This window comes from Providencia sp. PROV209 (genome assembly GCF_028479485.1).
GTDB lineage: Bacteria > Pseudomonadota > Gammaproteobacteria > Enterobacterales > Enterobacteriaceae > Providencia > Providencia alcalifaciens.
Genome location: NZ_JAMPNR010000006.1, coordinates 69,370 through 83,921, shown reverse-complemented (window position 1 = coordinate 83,921; position 14,552 = coordinate 69,370). Strand labels below are relative to the sequence as shown.

15 protein-coding genes are annotated in these 14,552 nt (G+C 40.4%); 3 read left to right on the top strand and 12 right to left on the bottom strand.

Going from position 1 to position 14,552, the window contains the following annotated elements; genetic code table 11:
• Nucleotides 1–33 precede the first annotated feature (33 nt).
• The 6 genes from PR795_RS06400 to PR795_RS06375 form a co-directional block, all read right to left on the bottom strand.
• Complete coding sequence (locus tag PR795_RS06400; protein ID WP_006658501.1) at nucleotides 34–312, bottom strand: BMC domain-containing protein; 279 nt, start codon at nucleotides 310–312, stop codon at nucleotides 34–36.
• Between the two features lie 15 nt (nucleotides 313–327).
• Nucleotides 328–612 (bottom strand): BMC domain-containing protein, encoded by a 285-nt coding sequence (locus PR795_RS06395; protein ID WP_006658500.1) that lies wholly within the window; start codon nucleotides 610–612, stop codon nucleotides 328–330.
• Between the two features lie 17 nt (nucleotides 613–629).
• Nucleotides 630–908, bottom strand: coding sequence for a BMC domain-containing protein (locus PR795_RS06390; RefSeq protein ID WP_004249182.1), 279 nt, complete (start codon nucleotides 906–908; stop codon nucleotides 630–632).
• Between the two features lie 625 nt (nucleotides 909–1,533).
• On the bottom strand, nucleotides 1,534–2,052 hold the full coding sequence (locus PR795_RS06385; RefSeq protein WP_006658498.1) for a FidL-like protein: 519 nt from the start codon (nucleotides 2,050–2,052) through the stop codon (nucleotides 1,534–1,536).
• Nucleotides 2,052–2,891 (bottom strand): transcriptional regulator, encoded by an 840-nt coding sequence (locus PR795_RS06380; protein ID WP_006658497.1) that lies wholly within the window; start codon nucleotides 2,889–2,891, stop codon nucleotides 2,052–2,054. Before PR795_RS06380 ends, PR795_RS06385 begins: the two co-directional genes overlap by 1 nt.
• A 42-nt stretch (nucleotides 2,892–2,933) precedes the next feature.
• The gene (locus PR795_RS06375) at nucleotides 2,934–3,506 is read right to left on the bottom strand and encodes a TetR/AcrR family transcriptional regulator (protein ID WP_006662497.1); all 573 of its coding nucleotides are present in this window, start codon (nucleotides 3,504–3,506) and stop codon (nucleotides 2,934–2,936) included.
• A 315-nt stretch (nucleotides 3,507–3,821) separates the two neighbouring features.
• Here PR795_RS06375 and PR795_RS06370 point away from each other — a divergent pair, with 315 nt between their 5' ends.
• Nucleotides 3,822–4,379: an NADPH-dependent FMN reductase gene (locus PR795_RS06370; RefSeq protein ID WP_006658495.1), complete on the top strand. Its 558-nt coding sequence runs from the start codon at nucleotides 3,822–3,824 to the stop codon at nucleotides 4,377–4,379.
• Nucleotides 4,380–4,449: 70 nt separating this feature from the next.
• Here the strand turns inward: PR795_RS06370 and potD are convergent, their stop codons facing one another.
• The 4 genes from potD to potA form a co-directional block, all read right to left on the bottom strand.
• On the bottom strand, nucleotides 4,450–5,499 hold the full coding sequence (gene potD, locus PR795_RS06365) for a spermidine/putrescine ABC transporter substrate-binding protein PotD (RefSeq protein WP_006658494.1): 1,050 nt from the start codon (nucleotides 5,497–5,499) through the stop codon (nucleotides 4,450–4,452).
• 117 nt (nucleotides 5,500–5,616) lie between these two features.
• On the bottom strand, nucleotides 5,617–6,420 hold the full coding sequence (gene potC / locus PR795_RS06360) for a spermidine/putrescine ABC transporter permease PotC (protein WP_006658493.1): 804 nt from the start codon (nucleotides 6,418–6,420) through the stop codon (nucleotides 5,617–5,619).
• Complete coding sequence (gene potB / locus PR795_RS06355; RefSeq protein WP_006658492.1) at nucleotides 6,417–7,280, bottom strand: spermidine/putrescine ABC transporter permease PotB; 864 nt, start codon at nucleotides 7,278–7,280, stop codon at nucleotides 6,417–6,419. The genes potC and potB overlap by 4 nt, the downstream gene beginning before the upstream one ends.
• Nucleotides 7,267–8,376, bottom strand: a complete 1,110-nt coding sequence (potA, locus tag PR795_RS06350) for a spermidine/putrescine ABC transporter ATP-binding protein PotA (protein ID WP_181480329.1) — start codon at nucleotides 8,374–8,376, stop codon at nucleotides 7,267–7,269. The genes potB and potA overlap by 14 nt, the downstream gene beginning before the upstream one ends.
• 814 nt (nucleotides 8,377–9,190) lie before the next feature.
• Here potA and PR795_RS06345 point away from each other — a divergent pair.
• Nucleotides 9,191–10,837, top strand: a complete 1,647-nt coding sequence (locus PR795_RS06345; protein WP_006658489.1) for a fumarate hydratase — start codon at nucleotides 9,191–9,193, stop codon at nucleotides 10,835–10,837.
• Nucleotides 10,838–10,921: 84 nt separating this feature from the next.
• On the opposite strand, the gene PR795_RS06340 is transcribed toward PR795_RS06345, so the two are convergent.
• Nucleotides 10,922–12,274 carry a polysaccharide deacetylase family protein gene (locus PR795_RS06340; protein ID WP_181480330.1) on the bottom strand — a complete coding sequence of 451 codons (1,353 nt, stop codon included), beginning with the start codon at nucleotides 12,272–12,274 and terminating at the stop codon, nucleotides 10,922–10,924.
• Between the two features lie 240 nt (nucleotides 12,275–12,514).
• The gene (araD, locus tag PR795_RS06335) at nucleotides 12,515–13,213 is read right to left on the bottom strand and encodes an L-ribulose-5-phosphate 4-epimerase (RefSeq protein WP_006658485.1); all 699 of its coding nucleotides are present in this window, start codon (nucleotides 13,211–13,213) and stop codon (nucleotides 12,515–12,517) included.
• 473 nt (nucleotides 13,214–13,686) lie between these two features.
• On the opposite strand from araD, the gene PR795_RS06330 reads away from it, so the two are divergent.
• Nucleotides 13,687–14,499, top strand: a complete 813-nt coding sequence (locus tag PR795_RS06330; protein WP_006662495.1) for a DeoR/GlpR family DNA-binding transcription regulator — start codon at nucleotides 13,687–13,689, stop codon at nucleotides 14,497–14,499.
• Nucleotides 14,500–14,552: the final 53 nt, after the last annotated feature.

Genomic DNA, 14,552 nt, shown 5'->3' with positions numbered 1-14,552 from the left:
CTAATTTGTTGTTTTTTCTAATGCTTCTAATGATTAAGCTTTGTGTTGCTGCGCGATTTTGCCGATATCATTATGTGGTCTTGCGATCACTCGAGACGTAACCACTGTACCGACACGTTTCGCCGCTTCTACACCAGACTCAACCGCTGCGTTAACTGCGCCCACATCGCCTTTGACCATGGCAGTCACAAGCCCTGAACCCACATTTTCATAGCCGATTAATTCAACATTGGCGGCTTTGCACATGGCATCAGCAGCTTCAATACATGCCACTAAACCTTTGGTTTCAATTAAGCCAAGAGCTTCTTTCATAAGTAAATTTCCTATTTATTCTGCGACTTTATACTGAGAGACAATTTTCTGGATGTCGCTATGTGGACGGGCAATAACCAGAGAGGTCACTACCGTGCCAATGCGAGATGCAGATTCAACGCCAGAATCAACGGCTGCTTTCACCGCACCAACATCCCCTTTCACCATGGCGGTGACTAACCCAGAGCCCACATTTTCATAGCCAATCAACACCACATTTGCGGCTTTGCACATCGCATCAGCGGCTTCAATACAAGCAACTAATCCTTGTGTTTCAATAAGACCTAATGCATCACCCATGATTTCCCCCGAAAACGCTATGCTTTATGCTTAATCACAATTTTGTTGATATCGTTATGTGGACGGGCGATGACTAACGACGTCACCACTTCACCAACACGCTGTGCTGATTCAACACCTGAATCGACTGCCGCTTTTACTGCGCCAACATCACCTTTCACCATGGCAGTCACGAGACCAGAACCCACGTTTTCATAGCCGATAAGCTCGACGTTAGCGGCTTTGCACATCGCATCAGCTGCTTCGATACAAGCCACCAAACCTTTTGTTTCAATAAGTCCTAATGCATCACCCATTGTTGTTTCCTCCAAGGAAGCCGTTACGTTTTTCTTTACTCCCAGCGCCTAAGAGCCATTCCCCAAAATGCTGATGCCTCTTAACTGTGAGTAAACATTTATGCCAATTGAGTCTGCGTGGTGATTAATTGAACGCAGCTTTTGGCTTCAAAATCACTATAATCCCCAAAAAATAAAACAAAATATAAATCCATGATATGAAGATAATTAGAATAAAAAACTATAATCCATAATTTCTAGCTTAAAAATTCACACGTCTATGCTGAAAAATGAGAAAATTCACGTTTCCGTCCGGTAAGAAAAAAAGCGATAAATACACTTGGTGGGTTTATTGAGGAGATTGTTAACAAGATATGATTGAGCTGATGCTAGAAGGTAATTTGGTCAATAATAAGTGTGGTTTGCCTCACGCGGGGACCAGAGGTCAATGGTAAATAGGGGCTAAGAACAGAAGATGAACGGGAGAATCACTGTATTCCACAACGTGTGGCTGGATGTTAACACTCCATGTCATGCAGTAACGTTGTTATTCGTGCAGTAAAAACTGTCGCAGCGTGTTAGAGAAAATGGTGTGGTAAACCGATGAGGGGAAATGTGTAGATAAGCACCCTAGCTACGTAGGTTATCAATTAAACTTGCTACCTAACTTAGGCGTGCAGATAAACAGGGGGGAATTAATCGAACTCAAAAGCAGTGCTTTATCATTGAGTTTTTGGGCATTAATAAATAAGCCATCATGGCTATCAGACATTTCTCGCATAAAATAATCGAAAATCACATCGGGGGATTCATCAATCGAGGAAGCACTGGCTTCCCAGTGGCTAATATTATAGTGCCGCTCAGTCGGCGAAATGCGTTTGCTGGTGTATTTAAATTTCACATATCGTTGTAAATAAAGCCATCCTGCACTGGACGTCGTATAGCCCTCAACAACAATTGAGCCTTCGCCATTTGCACCAAAATTAAAGTGAATATTCCCGTTAACGTTTTCATCCTTCATATTTTCAAAGCGCATAATGCCTTTCGTTGAACATGCCATTTCACCGGAATTTTTATTGGATAGCACAACCGATTGGGTATAAATCACCACACCTGTAAAAATTAGCGCACTCAAGACACATAATAATTTTCCGGATATTTTCATTATGGCTTCCAAGAATAATAAAAATAATTATCACAATAACTAAATGGATTAGATTCATTCGCCGCACAGTGGGCAAGAAAGACCCTACCCAACCCATTTTTTTGTAATTTGTCCCCGTAGAAGAAGACAAAACGCTCTTTATCATTACATACGAGATTTAAATTTTTTCTAACTTTATCAAAGTTTTGAACATAGTTATCTGCAACAACACCGTTGATCATTTTCTCATTCGATAACACATCACAGCTGGCGTGTTCTAATGTTGGCAAAATCATGGGAGCAGAAGGCTGAGATGAAAAATAGCTCATCGTCGCCAACAAAATGGCGCAACACAAAAAAGCGGCACTGGCTAAATACCAACAAATTTCCCGTTTTTGTTTTGATATTGCATGAGGTAATGGATCTGAAGGCGATTCGGTAGGTTTAGTTTCTGAGGAAGGAGCCAGCATCACTTCCGCTTTTTGTATTTGACTTAAGCTATTTAACAAGTGGGTCGTATTGAGCGTTTCTTCATCAAGTACTTCCAACAAAACCTCAGAGTTAAACTCTAATCGCCCACGCGCGACGGTGACAATGATATTTTCAATGCCGTATTGTCGAAACGTTTTTCTAAGCAAGCTAATGTATTGGTTTAAATTACTATTTGAAGACACTAGTCCATTATCATCCCAAATAGCTTTAAGCACTTCATCACGGGAAACGACGCCTTTTTTTTGGATCATATAGAATAACAGGGCATTTGCAGTGATGGATAACTGAGTATCCACCTCATCTTTTTTTAAAGATAAAGTGCCATCAACGGCATCATAAATAATGAAGGCATTGATCTTATATTTCATTATCGCCTCATTCTATTTTTAGACGTACTTTCCCTTGGAAAACTAATGCATCTCTTCAAATGAAATTTGGGTTAACCGTTGAATGATTGCATCACGCTCTTGACGTGATAATGTAGGACCTTCCGTTAACGCGGATAGCCACAATCCATCGGCGGCATAGCGCACTAAAGCCCCCAAATAGCCATTATCAAACGCATCACCTTGGGCTAAATGCCCTAGCATCCAATCACGCCAGCATTTCCGCAAAACAGGTTCTGTCGGCATCGCCAATGATAAAAGTGCGAGCTGAAAACTTTCATCGGAGTCTTTTAGCTCGCCAACATAGTGCAAATAGGCGCGAGAAAATCGCCCATAAGGATCAGAATCATTCGCCATAATGGCGGCAATACGCACATCCATAATGTCTAATAGCTGGATAAACAAAGCATGAATCAGTTCTTGTTTACTGGGGAAATGATGCATTAGCCCCCCTTTGCTCACACCGGCTTCTCTGGCAACCGCATTGAGTGAAAGCGCCGCAATACCTTCTCGGCCAGCGATTACCCTAGCTGCGTTTAGCAGCTCTTCTTGTCGTTTGATTGGATCTTTTTTTCTTGGATGCGCGAGTGTGTTCATGGGGATGAATAATACCGACTGGTCGGTATGTTCTATTTTGACTCGTATCAATGAAGAGAATATTGAGAGGAATTAAATATGAATAGTGTAATTAACTTCACAGTATTTCTGTTTAATAGTTAAAAAACATAAAGTTAATTTTAAAATATAAACAAATACTGCAATGAATTATCGACGGTTTATCATTGGCAAAATTAAATTTAACTTAATTTAGCTTTAGTGAATTTTATTATGCTAAATTATTAAAGACATTCCTATTCCAAAGAAAATATGCGAATTCATTGTATTTTCACAACATAAGAAGAGGTTTTGATTATGTCCAATCAGTATAATATCGGTGTGGTTGTCGGTAGTTTACGTGCTGACTCTTACAATCTAAAAGTCGCTAAAGCCATCACCAAATTATTCCCATCTAATTTCACCTTTAAATTTATCAACATTGCCGATTTACCTCTCTATAACCAAGAAGCCGACCAAAATGTTCCTGCGGTAGTGGCTAATTTTAAAAGCCAAATAAAAGCGTCTGACGGTATTATTTTCGCCACACCTGAGTATAACCGTTCAATGCCTGGTGTATTAAAAAATGCGATTGACCAAGGTTCAAGACCTTGGGGTGATAACTCATGGGATGGCATTCCTGCGGGAGTATTAGGCGTTTCTATTGGTAATATTAGTACGGCAATCGCCCAGCAGCATTTACGTAATAGCCTCGCATTTTTAAATATGCCTACCATGAATCAACCTGAGTGTTATTTAAAATGGTATGACGGCATGGTTGATGACCACGATAATATTTCACCAAAAAGTAAGGACTTCTTACAACCTTGGGCAGATAATTTTGCCAAATTTGTTATCCATAATAGTGCGCGTTAATCACTGATTTTATGTATGAAAAAGGCATCACCAAGGTGATGCCTCTGACCATTTCCAAACAGAACCGAAATTAGCGCCCTGCTTTCAGCTTTTGGAAATACTCTTCATACAGAATATTGGTATTCCCCACATCGCTTTGCCATTCCCCTTTTTTCAATACCTCTTCCGATGGGTACAGAGATGGGTCATTGGCGATTTCCGTAGGCAGTAATTTTTTCGCTTCTAAGTTTGGTGTCGGATAACCAATAGACTCCGCTACTTGTGCCGCAATTTCTGGGCGTAATAAGAAGTCGATAAGCTTATGAGCCCCTTCTACGTTTTTAGCATTCGCCGGAATCGCTAGGCTGTCCATCCAGAAAATACCCCCCTCTTTTGGCCACACAACTTCAATCGGTAACCCTGCTTGTCTCGCGACAAATGCGGAGCCGTTCCACAGCATACCCACATCCACTTCCCCTTCAATGTACGGAGTCGCAGGGTTGTCTGAGTTAAACGCCAGAATGTTTGGTCGCAATTTTTGCAGCTCGTTATACGCTTCTTCGATCTGTTTTGGATCAGTGGTATTACCGGAATAGCCTAATTTTGTCAGCGCGACTTGGAACACTTCACGAGCATCATCCATCATCAACAAGCTATTTTTATATTCCGGCTTCCAAAAATCCGCCCAAGAGGTAACAGATTTCGGATCAACCGCATCACCATTAATCCCGATACCCGTTGCCCCCCAAATATAAGGTACTGAGTAATCGTTATTTGGGTCGAACTCTTTGTGGATAAGGTTTGGATCGAGGTTTTTAAAGTTAGGCAGTTGTGACTTATCAATCTTTTGTAACATGCCTTCTTTACTCATTTTGTCGATAAAATAAGTCGATGGCACCACTAAATCGTAAGCCCCTTCTTTGTAGGTTTTCAATTTAGTGTACATGCTTTCATTTGATTCATAGGTGGAGTAAATCACCTTGATGCCAGTTTCTTTAGTAAATTGCTCTAATAAACCGGGGGGAACATATTCTGTCCAGTTATAGAAATACAGTACGTTTTTGTTATCGTCAGCGGCTGTTGCCGTGCCAATGCTTGCAGCCATTAAACCTGCGGCTAGCAGATAGGACCATTTTTTCATCACTGATTTTCCCTCAACAAAGTGCTTTTTATCTATCTTAATAGGCTTCGCTAAAGCCTACCCTCTCGCCTGATGGCATGGAAAAATTGGGTGCTGACAGCACCCACCAAGTACAACTTAACGTTTTGATGGCTTAGCCACCGCATTTTTACCGTGTTTGTCGCGCATCACCCACTGGCTGAGGCACACCAAAATCAACGACATTAATAACAAGACCGTTGCTAATGCATTCACTTCAGGGGAGACCCCCACTTTAACCATCGAGTAAATTTTTAACGGTAAGATTTCATAACTTGGACCCGTCACAAAGGAAGAGACCACCACGTCATCCATCGATAAAGTGAAGCTCAGTAACCACCCAGCAACAATGGCGGGTAATGCTAATGGCAGGATGATTTTACGTAAAATCGTAAATTCCCCAGCGCCAAGATCTCGGGCGGCTTCTAACATTTTCACGTCAAAATCTTTCAATCTGGCGTACACCGTCACCACCACAAAAGGCAGGCAGAAAGTAATATGTGAAAATAGCAGTGACCAAAAACCTAATGAAACCCCAAGGATCATAAACAGCACCAGCAACGAAATTGCCATCACAATATCAGGAGACATCATGACCACAAACAGCATTCCGCCGACAAAAGGCTTGCCTCTAAAACGATAACGAAAGAGTGCCACAGCGGTTAATGTGCCGATAATTGTCGCAAATGTCGCTGAAAGTACCGCCATTGTTAATGAATGCCCAGCCGCCTCAAGCAAGCTGTCATTATTGCTCAGTAACTCATACCACTTAGTCGAAAAGCCTTGCCACTGGATCCCAAAACGCGATTCATTGAATGAGTTCACAATCAGAATAATGATTGGAATATAAAGATACGCGTAGATGGTGGTCATAAAGCCACCACGCAAAATACGTCCGATCATTCTTCATACGCCTTTTTATTCAAAAGCTTAGCAGCTCGGTAGTACACATACAGTAGCAGCCCCATCATCACCGTGAGGAAAATACTGGTTGCCGCCCCAAACGGCCAATCGCGAATATTCAAGAACTGGCTCTTAATGACGTTACCAATCAGCAGGTTTTTCGCCCCGCCCATTAAATCCGCCACGTAGAACAGCCCCATTGCTGGCAGCAACACTAATAAGCAGCCCGCAATAATTCCCGGCATGGTCAGTGGAATAATAATCTTCACAAAAGTTTGGCATTTATTGGCGCCCAAGTCTCGCGCCGCTTCTAAGTAGGATTTATCCAGCTTTTCAATACTGGAATAGAGCGGCATTACCATAAATGGCAATAAGATATAGATTAAGCCCAATACCACCGCTTCTGGGGTATACATTAATTTCAGCGGCTTATCGATAATGCCAACCCACAGTAAAAAGTCATTCAAATACCCCTTGGTACTTAAAAAGACTTTTAACCCATAGATTCGAATCAATGAGTTAGTCCAAAATGGCACAATCAGCAGAAACAGCATTAACGGCTGGATGCGTTTAGGCAACCTTGCCAAAATAAACGCAAAAGGATAGCCAATCACAAGACAGAAAAATGTGGCGATTAACGCCATATTTAATGAATGTAGCATCACTTGGGCATACATCGGATCCGACAAGCGGATATAGTTGTCCCAAGTGAAGACCAAATCCACCAGATTCGTATCACTGCGTGTGAAGAAACTGGTACCAATAATCATTAAATTTGGCAGAAAAACAAAGAGTAGCAGCCAAGCGACAACGCCGGTGATAATCACATTCTGCAAGATTTTATGCTTACGAATGATCATCCAGAACTACCTCCCAGCTTTCAACCCAAGTCACTGCAACTTTTTGGTTAAGCGAGTGGTCGACATCAGGATCATCTTCGTTGAAAAACTCGCTGACCATAATAATTTTGCCATCTTCCATCTCAACCACTGAGTCTAACGTCATACCCTTATAGTTACGTTCTCGTACGTAACCAATCAGCCCAGGATGATTATCGGCATCGTTAACTTCTTCGACACGTAAATCTTCGGGACGCAGTAAAACGTTTAAATGCTGACCTTCGGTGACCGATAAATCGGTAAAAATATCACATTCATGCCCTTCAACATTGGCACGAATTCTTTGCTCATCAATACGATGCAATACTTTTGCATCAAAAATATTGATTTCACCGATAAATTTAGCAACAAACAGGTTTTTTGGCTCTTCGTAAATTTCACGAGGCGTGCCATCCTGCTCAATTTTGCCTTCACGCATCACAATGATACGGTCAGACATCGCGAGTGCTTCTTCTTGGTCATGGGTCACAAAAATAAACGTGATACCGAGCTTGCGCTGTAAGGCTTTCAGTTCATTTTGCATCTGTTTACGCAGTTTATAATCCAGCGCCGATAAGGACTCATCCAAAAGCAGTACTTTCGGGCGATTCACGACTGCACGGGCAATTGCCACACGTTGCTGTTGACCACCGGAAAGTTGATTCGGCATACGCTCTGCAAAATCAGCCAATTGCACCATATGCAAGGCTTGTTCCACACGTTTTTGAATGTCAGCTTTCGGCGTTTTTTGCATACGCAAGCCAAATGCGACATTTTCAAATACGGTCATATGAGGAAATAATGCATAGCTTTGGAATACAGTATTCACGAAACGCTGTTCCGCAGGAATATCTGTAATATCCTGACCATCAAGAATAATTTGACCGTCATCTACATCTTCTAATCCAGCAATCAGACGCAAAACTGTCGTTTTACCGCAACCAGAAGGTCCCAAAATGGTTAAGAATTCGCCATTTCGGATGGTGAGATCAAGCTCAGAAATAATTTGTTTGCCATCAAAACCTTTATTTAAAGATTTTAATTCGACGAGTGGTGTGAGAGAAGTTGTCTCAGTCATTTATAATACACTCTATCCCTAGGAATAATGCAGATAGAACCGCCACCGTTAAAGACTGTTAAGCCCCCAGGAAGATCCCCAGCAAAGCCCAAAACCAGTAGCGCCATTTTAATAAAACTATAAGGGCTGCATAATAAACACTGTTAATGAAAATTGAAAGCCATTTTCAACACTTTGTTTGCCTTTCATTATGAATTTAAAACAAATAAAAGCGATTTATGATGAAAATAAGTGACATTGCCCTATTTTTCATAGCTTTCCGCTTAACTATCATTTTTCATTATAAGAATTAAAATAATAAAACCATAAAAACACAATGCATTCAAATGGTTATATTAATTACCGAGCTTATTGATGATTAAGATAACTTATCTAAGTAATAATAATCACTCTTTTTTATTTAATCCTTGTGCTGCATTTTATTTATTATTTTCTAAATGCTAATAAACCATGAATGATTAATGAATCAGCTAACCTAGCATGATATTTATGGAAAAATTGAATGCATAAAATCTAAATTAACACCCTAGATATAACATGAATAACAAATAGTTAAATCTAATACCCATAATTAAATTATGTGATTAACTTCATACTTTGAATTTGAATTTGAGTTTCTCGGAAAAGTTTAACCAAAGTCATATTTTCTTTTACATCCCTTTGAATATAATGGGTAATTATTCTAATTGCATTCAGACTATTATCCCTATAAACGATTATCCCGCCTGACAAAACAAGCGGCATTTAGAACAAAAAGCCTATAAATAATTTATTTTTTATATTTTCCGCTAAAATTGATATGTGAGTGAGCAAAATGGCTAATAAAGAGTTTTTTTACCAAGAACCTTATCCGTTATCTGAGGATAAAACCGAATATTACCAAGTCTCTGATAAATATGTTTCTGTAGAGCAATTTGCTGGGAAGCAAATGTTAAAAATTGAGCCGGAGGCTTTAACCTTTCTTGCTGAACATGCAATTTATGAATCCCAGTTCTTTTTAAGACCAGCCCACCAAAAACAAGTAGCGGCTATCTTGCACGATCCTGAAGCGAGCGAGAATGACAAGTATGTCGCCCTGCAATTACTGCGTAACGCCGAGATTTCTGCGAAAGGTATTCTGCCAAACTGTCAGGATACGGGAACTGTTGCCGTAGTCGGGAAAAAAGGTCAACAAGTTTGGACTGGCTGTGATGACGAAGAATACCTCTCTCGAGGTATTTATAACGTTTTCCAACGCGAAAACCTGCGTTTTTCGCAAAATGCCCCGCTGGATATGTTCAACGAAGTCAATACAGGCACGAATTTGCCAGCGCAATTTGACATTTTTGCCACCACGGGTGATGAATACCATTTCTTGTTTGTTAACAAAGGCGGCGGCTCTGCAAATAAATCCGCCCTTTATCAAGAAACTAAGGCAACGCTGACCCCAGCTAAGTTGAAAAACTTCTTAATTGAGAAAATGAGAAACTTAGGGACAACCGCTTGCCCACCTTATCATATCGCATTCGTTATCGGCGGTACTTCTGCAGAAACCACGCTGAAAACAGCCAAACTGGCTTCAGCAAAATACTATGATAACCTGCCAACGACAGGTAATGAGTATGGTCGTGCGTTCCGTGATATTGAGCTAGAAAATGAGTTATTAGAAGCGTCACGCCATCTTGGCTTTGGTGCGCAATTTGGTGGTAAATACTTTGCCCACGATGTGCGTGTCATTCGCTTGCCTCGCCATGGCGCTTCTTGTCCGATCGGTTTAGCTATTTCTTGCTCCGCTGACCGCAATATCAAAGCAAAAATTACTAAAGACGGCTTGTGGCTGGAGAAAATGGAGCATAATCCAGCGCAATATATCCCTGAATCGATGCGTCATCAGACAGAAGGAACCGTGGTTCATATCGACCTCAACCGCCCAATGAAAGATATTTTGGCCGAGTTGAGTAAACACCCTGTGTCGACCCGTGTATCCCTCAGTGGTCCACTGATCATCGCTCGCGATATCGCCCATACCAAGCTCAAAGAGCGCTTAGATAATGGTGAAGAGCTACCACAATATTTTAAAGATCATATGGTCTATTACGCAGGCCCTGCGAAAAAACCTGAGGACATGGTGTCAGGTTCTTTAGGTCCAACCACCGGAAACCGTATGGATCCATACGTTGACCTCTTCCAATCCCATGGCGGCAGCATGTTAATGCTAGCAAAAGGAAACCGAACTCAAGCAGTCACCGATGCGTGTAAAAAACACGGCGGTTTTTATCTTGGTAGCATTGGCGGCTCTGCGGCGATTTTGGCGCAAGAATTTGTGAAAAGCTTAAATTGTCTCGAATACCCAGAGCTAGGTATGGAAGCCGTATGGAAAATGGAAGTGGAAGGATTACCTGCATTTATTCTAGTGGATGATAAAGGCAATAACTTCTTTGATATTGTCCAAAATGACTCTTGCAAGAAATGTGTTAAATAATTAAAAAAGGGTGAGCAATAATCATTTTGCTCACCCTGTTATCTTAACCAATCGTTATTTATCAGCTTTCTACTTATCGATTCTCTACTTATCAACGACCACGTTCTTATTCACCACATCCTGCTCGCTATTGCCTACCATCAATGCAAATTTGCTAATAGGGTCAGTGCTATAGGCATATAATCGTTTTAATGCGTAGGGGTTATCGCCAAGTTTAACTTTGCCTTGAATAGTTGATACCGCAATATGCAAACCTGCCTCTTTCGCTGCCTCAATTGCCGTTTGGTTATAAGCGCCAAATGGATAGGCTAAATAACGCTGGTCTCGTTCAAACTTAGCAAGAGCTTTCATTGAACGCTTAAAATCCAACATTATCGTATGCTCTTTACGACTAAAGATAATCGGATTATTACGGTTATCTAAGCGATGCAAAAAGTGCGTATGAGACTGAATATGAAACACATCTTGGCTCTCTTTAATTTCCTGCTTACTCATAAATTGCAGAGAATCTGGGTCCCATTTTTGTGGCTGTGTTTTAATACGGGAAGAAATCACGAACAGCGTCGCTTGCTGCTGGTTTTCTCTTAGAATAGGCAACGCATAGCGATACACTGATTTCAGTCCATCATCAAACGTTAATACCACTGCTCGCCCCGGCAAATTTGCACTCTTATTTAAATACCCTTCCACATCGTCTAAAGATAGCGTTTGGTATCCCATCTCTTTGAGGTAATTCATCTGTTCACGGAATGCCTCAACAGAGGTGGTCGTCGATGTATGGCGAAAGTTTTTATTTTCGCTATCTTTGAGAATATGGTGGTAGGTTAAAATAGGAATGCCTTTATCTATGGCAACATCATCTAAACGGACATACCCAAGGCGATCACCTATACGAATCGTTAGCCACGATGTTTTATCACCATCTTCATCGGTTTTGATCATCCGCGCGAGTACCGGATAACGTAAGTTTTCCCATAACGAGGCTATCTGCCGAGAATTCTCATCAGTTGCGCTGTATACTGGTGTTTTTTGGCTTGTAATCAAATAGTCATAGACCGGATTCTTTAAGTCATTTAATCGGTCATCCTCAGGAATATTTCGAGGTTTCTTTTTGGATATTTGGGTGTTTTTTACATAGGCAAAATCATTACCAAACTGTAAAGCATTATAGTCGCCATTCGGGCTATAGGCGTAAAAACCCGTATCCGGATTAATTTCCCCTACAACTCGCATTTGACCACCAACAACAGCAAAGATATTTTCTGGGACTTTTGTCTGAATCAATTTAGGCGGTACATCCACAAGCTCCCAATTATCAAGATTGATAGCTTTTGAACCGCTGATGATTAAATTATTATTTTTTATATCTGCAGCATGTGAAACAGAAAAAAGATTAACGAAAAAGGTCAAAAATAGAAAAAGTAATCGATTAGACATGTCCTTTCCACTCAGTGTCACCAATACACCGCGCCAGTTTAAACCGACTTACAATTTAACCCTATACCCCGATAAAAATATTTTTTGCACGACAAAGCCACGAAAATATTTCCGTGGCTTTTTGCATGGTGAACAGATGAAAAATGAATGAGCTAAAATTTCAATTAAATGAAAAACAACTTTAGCAATCAATTAACAATAAAAAGAATCTCTTTTAAATTATCAATTTAAAAATAAAAACTATTTTTGCCCGTAATAGGCATTTTTCCCATGCTTACGTAAATAATGTTTATCTAACAGCTCTTGCTGCATATCACCAATTTGAGGTGTCAATTGACGAGTAAATAAGTTCATGTAGGCAATTTCTTCCAATACCACTGCATTATGAACAGCATTATGGGCATCCTTACCCCAAGCAAAAGGACCATGACTATGCACTAATACTGCTGGAATATCCTTTGCAGATACACCGAGCTGTTTAAATGTTTCAATAATCACATGCCCTGTTTCTTTCTCGTATTCCCCAGCAATTTCGCTTTCGGTCATTTTACGGGTACAAGGGATTTCACCGTAAAAATAATCGGCATGTGTTGTACCTAAGGCACTCAGTGGTAGCCCCGCTTGAGCCCAAATAGTCGCATGACGAGAATGAGTGTGAACAATGCCACCAATCTCTGGAAATGCTTGATATAACGCTAGATGGGTATCAGTATCGGATGACGGTTTATATTTACCTTCAACCACTTCGCCAGAGCTTAATGACACAACGACCATGTCATCCGCTTTCATGGTTTCATAATCCACCCCTGAAGGTTTAATCACCATTAAGCCTGCTTCTCTGTCTACCCCGCTAACGTTACCCCAAGTAAACGTCACCAGTTTATGTTTTGGTAATTCAAGATTAGCCTCAAAAACTTGCTGTTTTAATTTCTCCAGCATGATTACCTCCCCAGGTGTGAAAATAAAATTTGAAAATAGCTATGAATATCAACGACAAAAACTTATTTTGTTGTCTCTTTTTTTGCCGATGTACAGAGGATGTTCTGGTATTAAGGTAAACAGATTTAGCCGAATTAAAAAGCTCGTAACTTTACAAATCATTAACAAAACCATGAATTTCAGTCACAGTCGGTCATACTCAGTCAAACTAAAACAAAAATAGCCCTAGTAAAAATGACCGAGTTTGATGAAGTTGATTAAAGCATCGTCTGGTTTTTGCCTACACATCGCTATATTTGGTGATCTAAATAACCATTTTAATGAAAGCATATAATTAACTTTCATTAAAAAGGTGACTTATATCTCTATAAATAGCTTTGTTTATTTCTCTCCACCGTTACATGAGTCGAGTCACGACAAAAAAAAATCAACGCAGGCACAATGCATATCATGGAAAGAATAGGAGTCTTGAGATGTTACAAGCTGAACGCCATCGATTAATTTGTTCTCATGTTTCACAGCATGGTTCAGCACTAGTGCGCGATTTAGCCCTGCTTTGTCACGTTTCTCAAGAAACTATTCGTCGTGATTTAACGGCGCTTGAACGAGAAAAACGTCTGCTCCGCAGCTTCGGCGGTGCCGTTGCTACTGAACAAGATGAAACTCCAGTACTGAGTGTCATGCCTTCTTCGGTCAAACTCAGTCAAATGGTGGATGGCGCAGAATCGTTTCGCAAAAGAACGGAAGAGAATCCGGATGCGAAAATGAAAATAGCAAAAGCCGCACTGAAATTTATCCAACCCGGTGATTGCATCATGATGGATAACAGCAGCACTTGCTGGTTTCTCGCGAGGCAAATACCGGATATCGATATTACGGTGGTTACGAATTCCGTCAAAATTATTCAAGCTCTTGCGTGTCGAGATCGCGTCCGAGTCATTGGAATTGGTGGGGAATACTCAGAACGCCATGATGATTTTCATGGTCCAATATCGGAAAGTATTATCCGTAGTTTTCAAATTAAAACGTTATTTTTATCGTGCCAAGGATTCAATATAGAGACTGGCGTGCGCGATGGTAGCGAAATAAATGCCAAATTAAAAAGTATTATGATTCAGGTTTCTGAGAACTGTGTGTTATTAGCTGATAATAATAAATTAGACCAATATGCATTTAGCCAAGTTTGTACCTTAAATGATATTAACGTGTTAATCACAAATAAACTAAATGACAAAAACTTTAAGCAAACATTTCCAAAATTAAACATTATTGAATGTGATAAGTAATCTTTATATACATCATAGTAGCAGCGTAAGTCAGTGAATTAAGCATTTTGTTT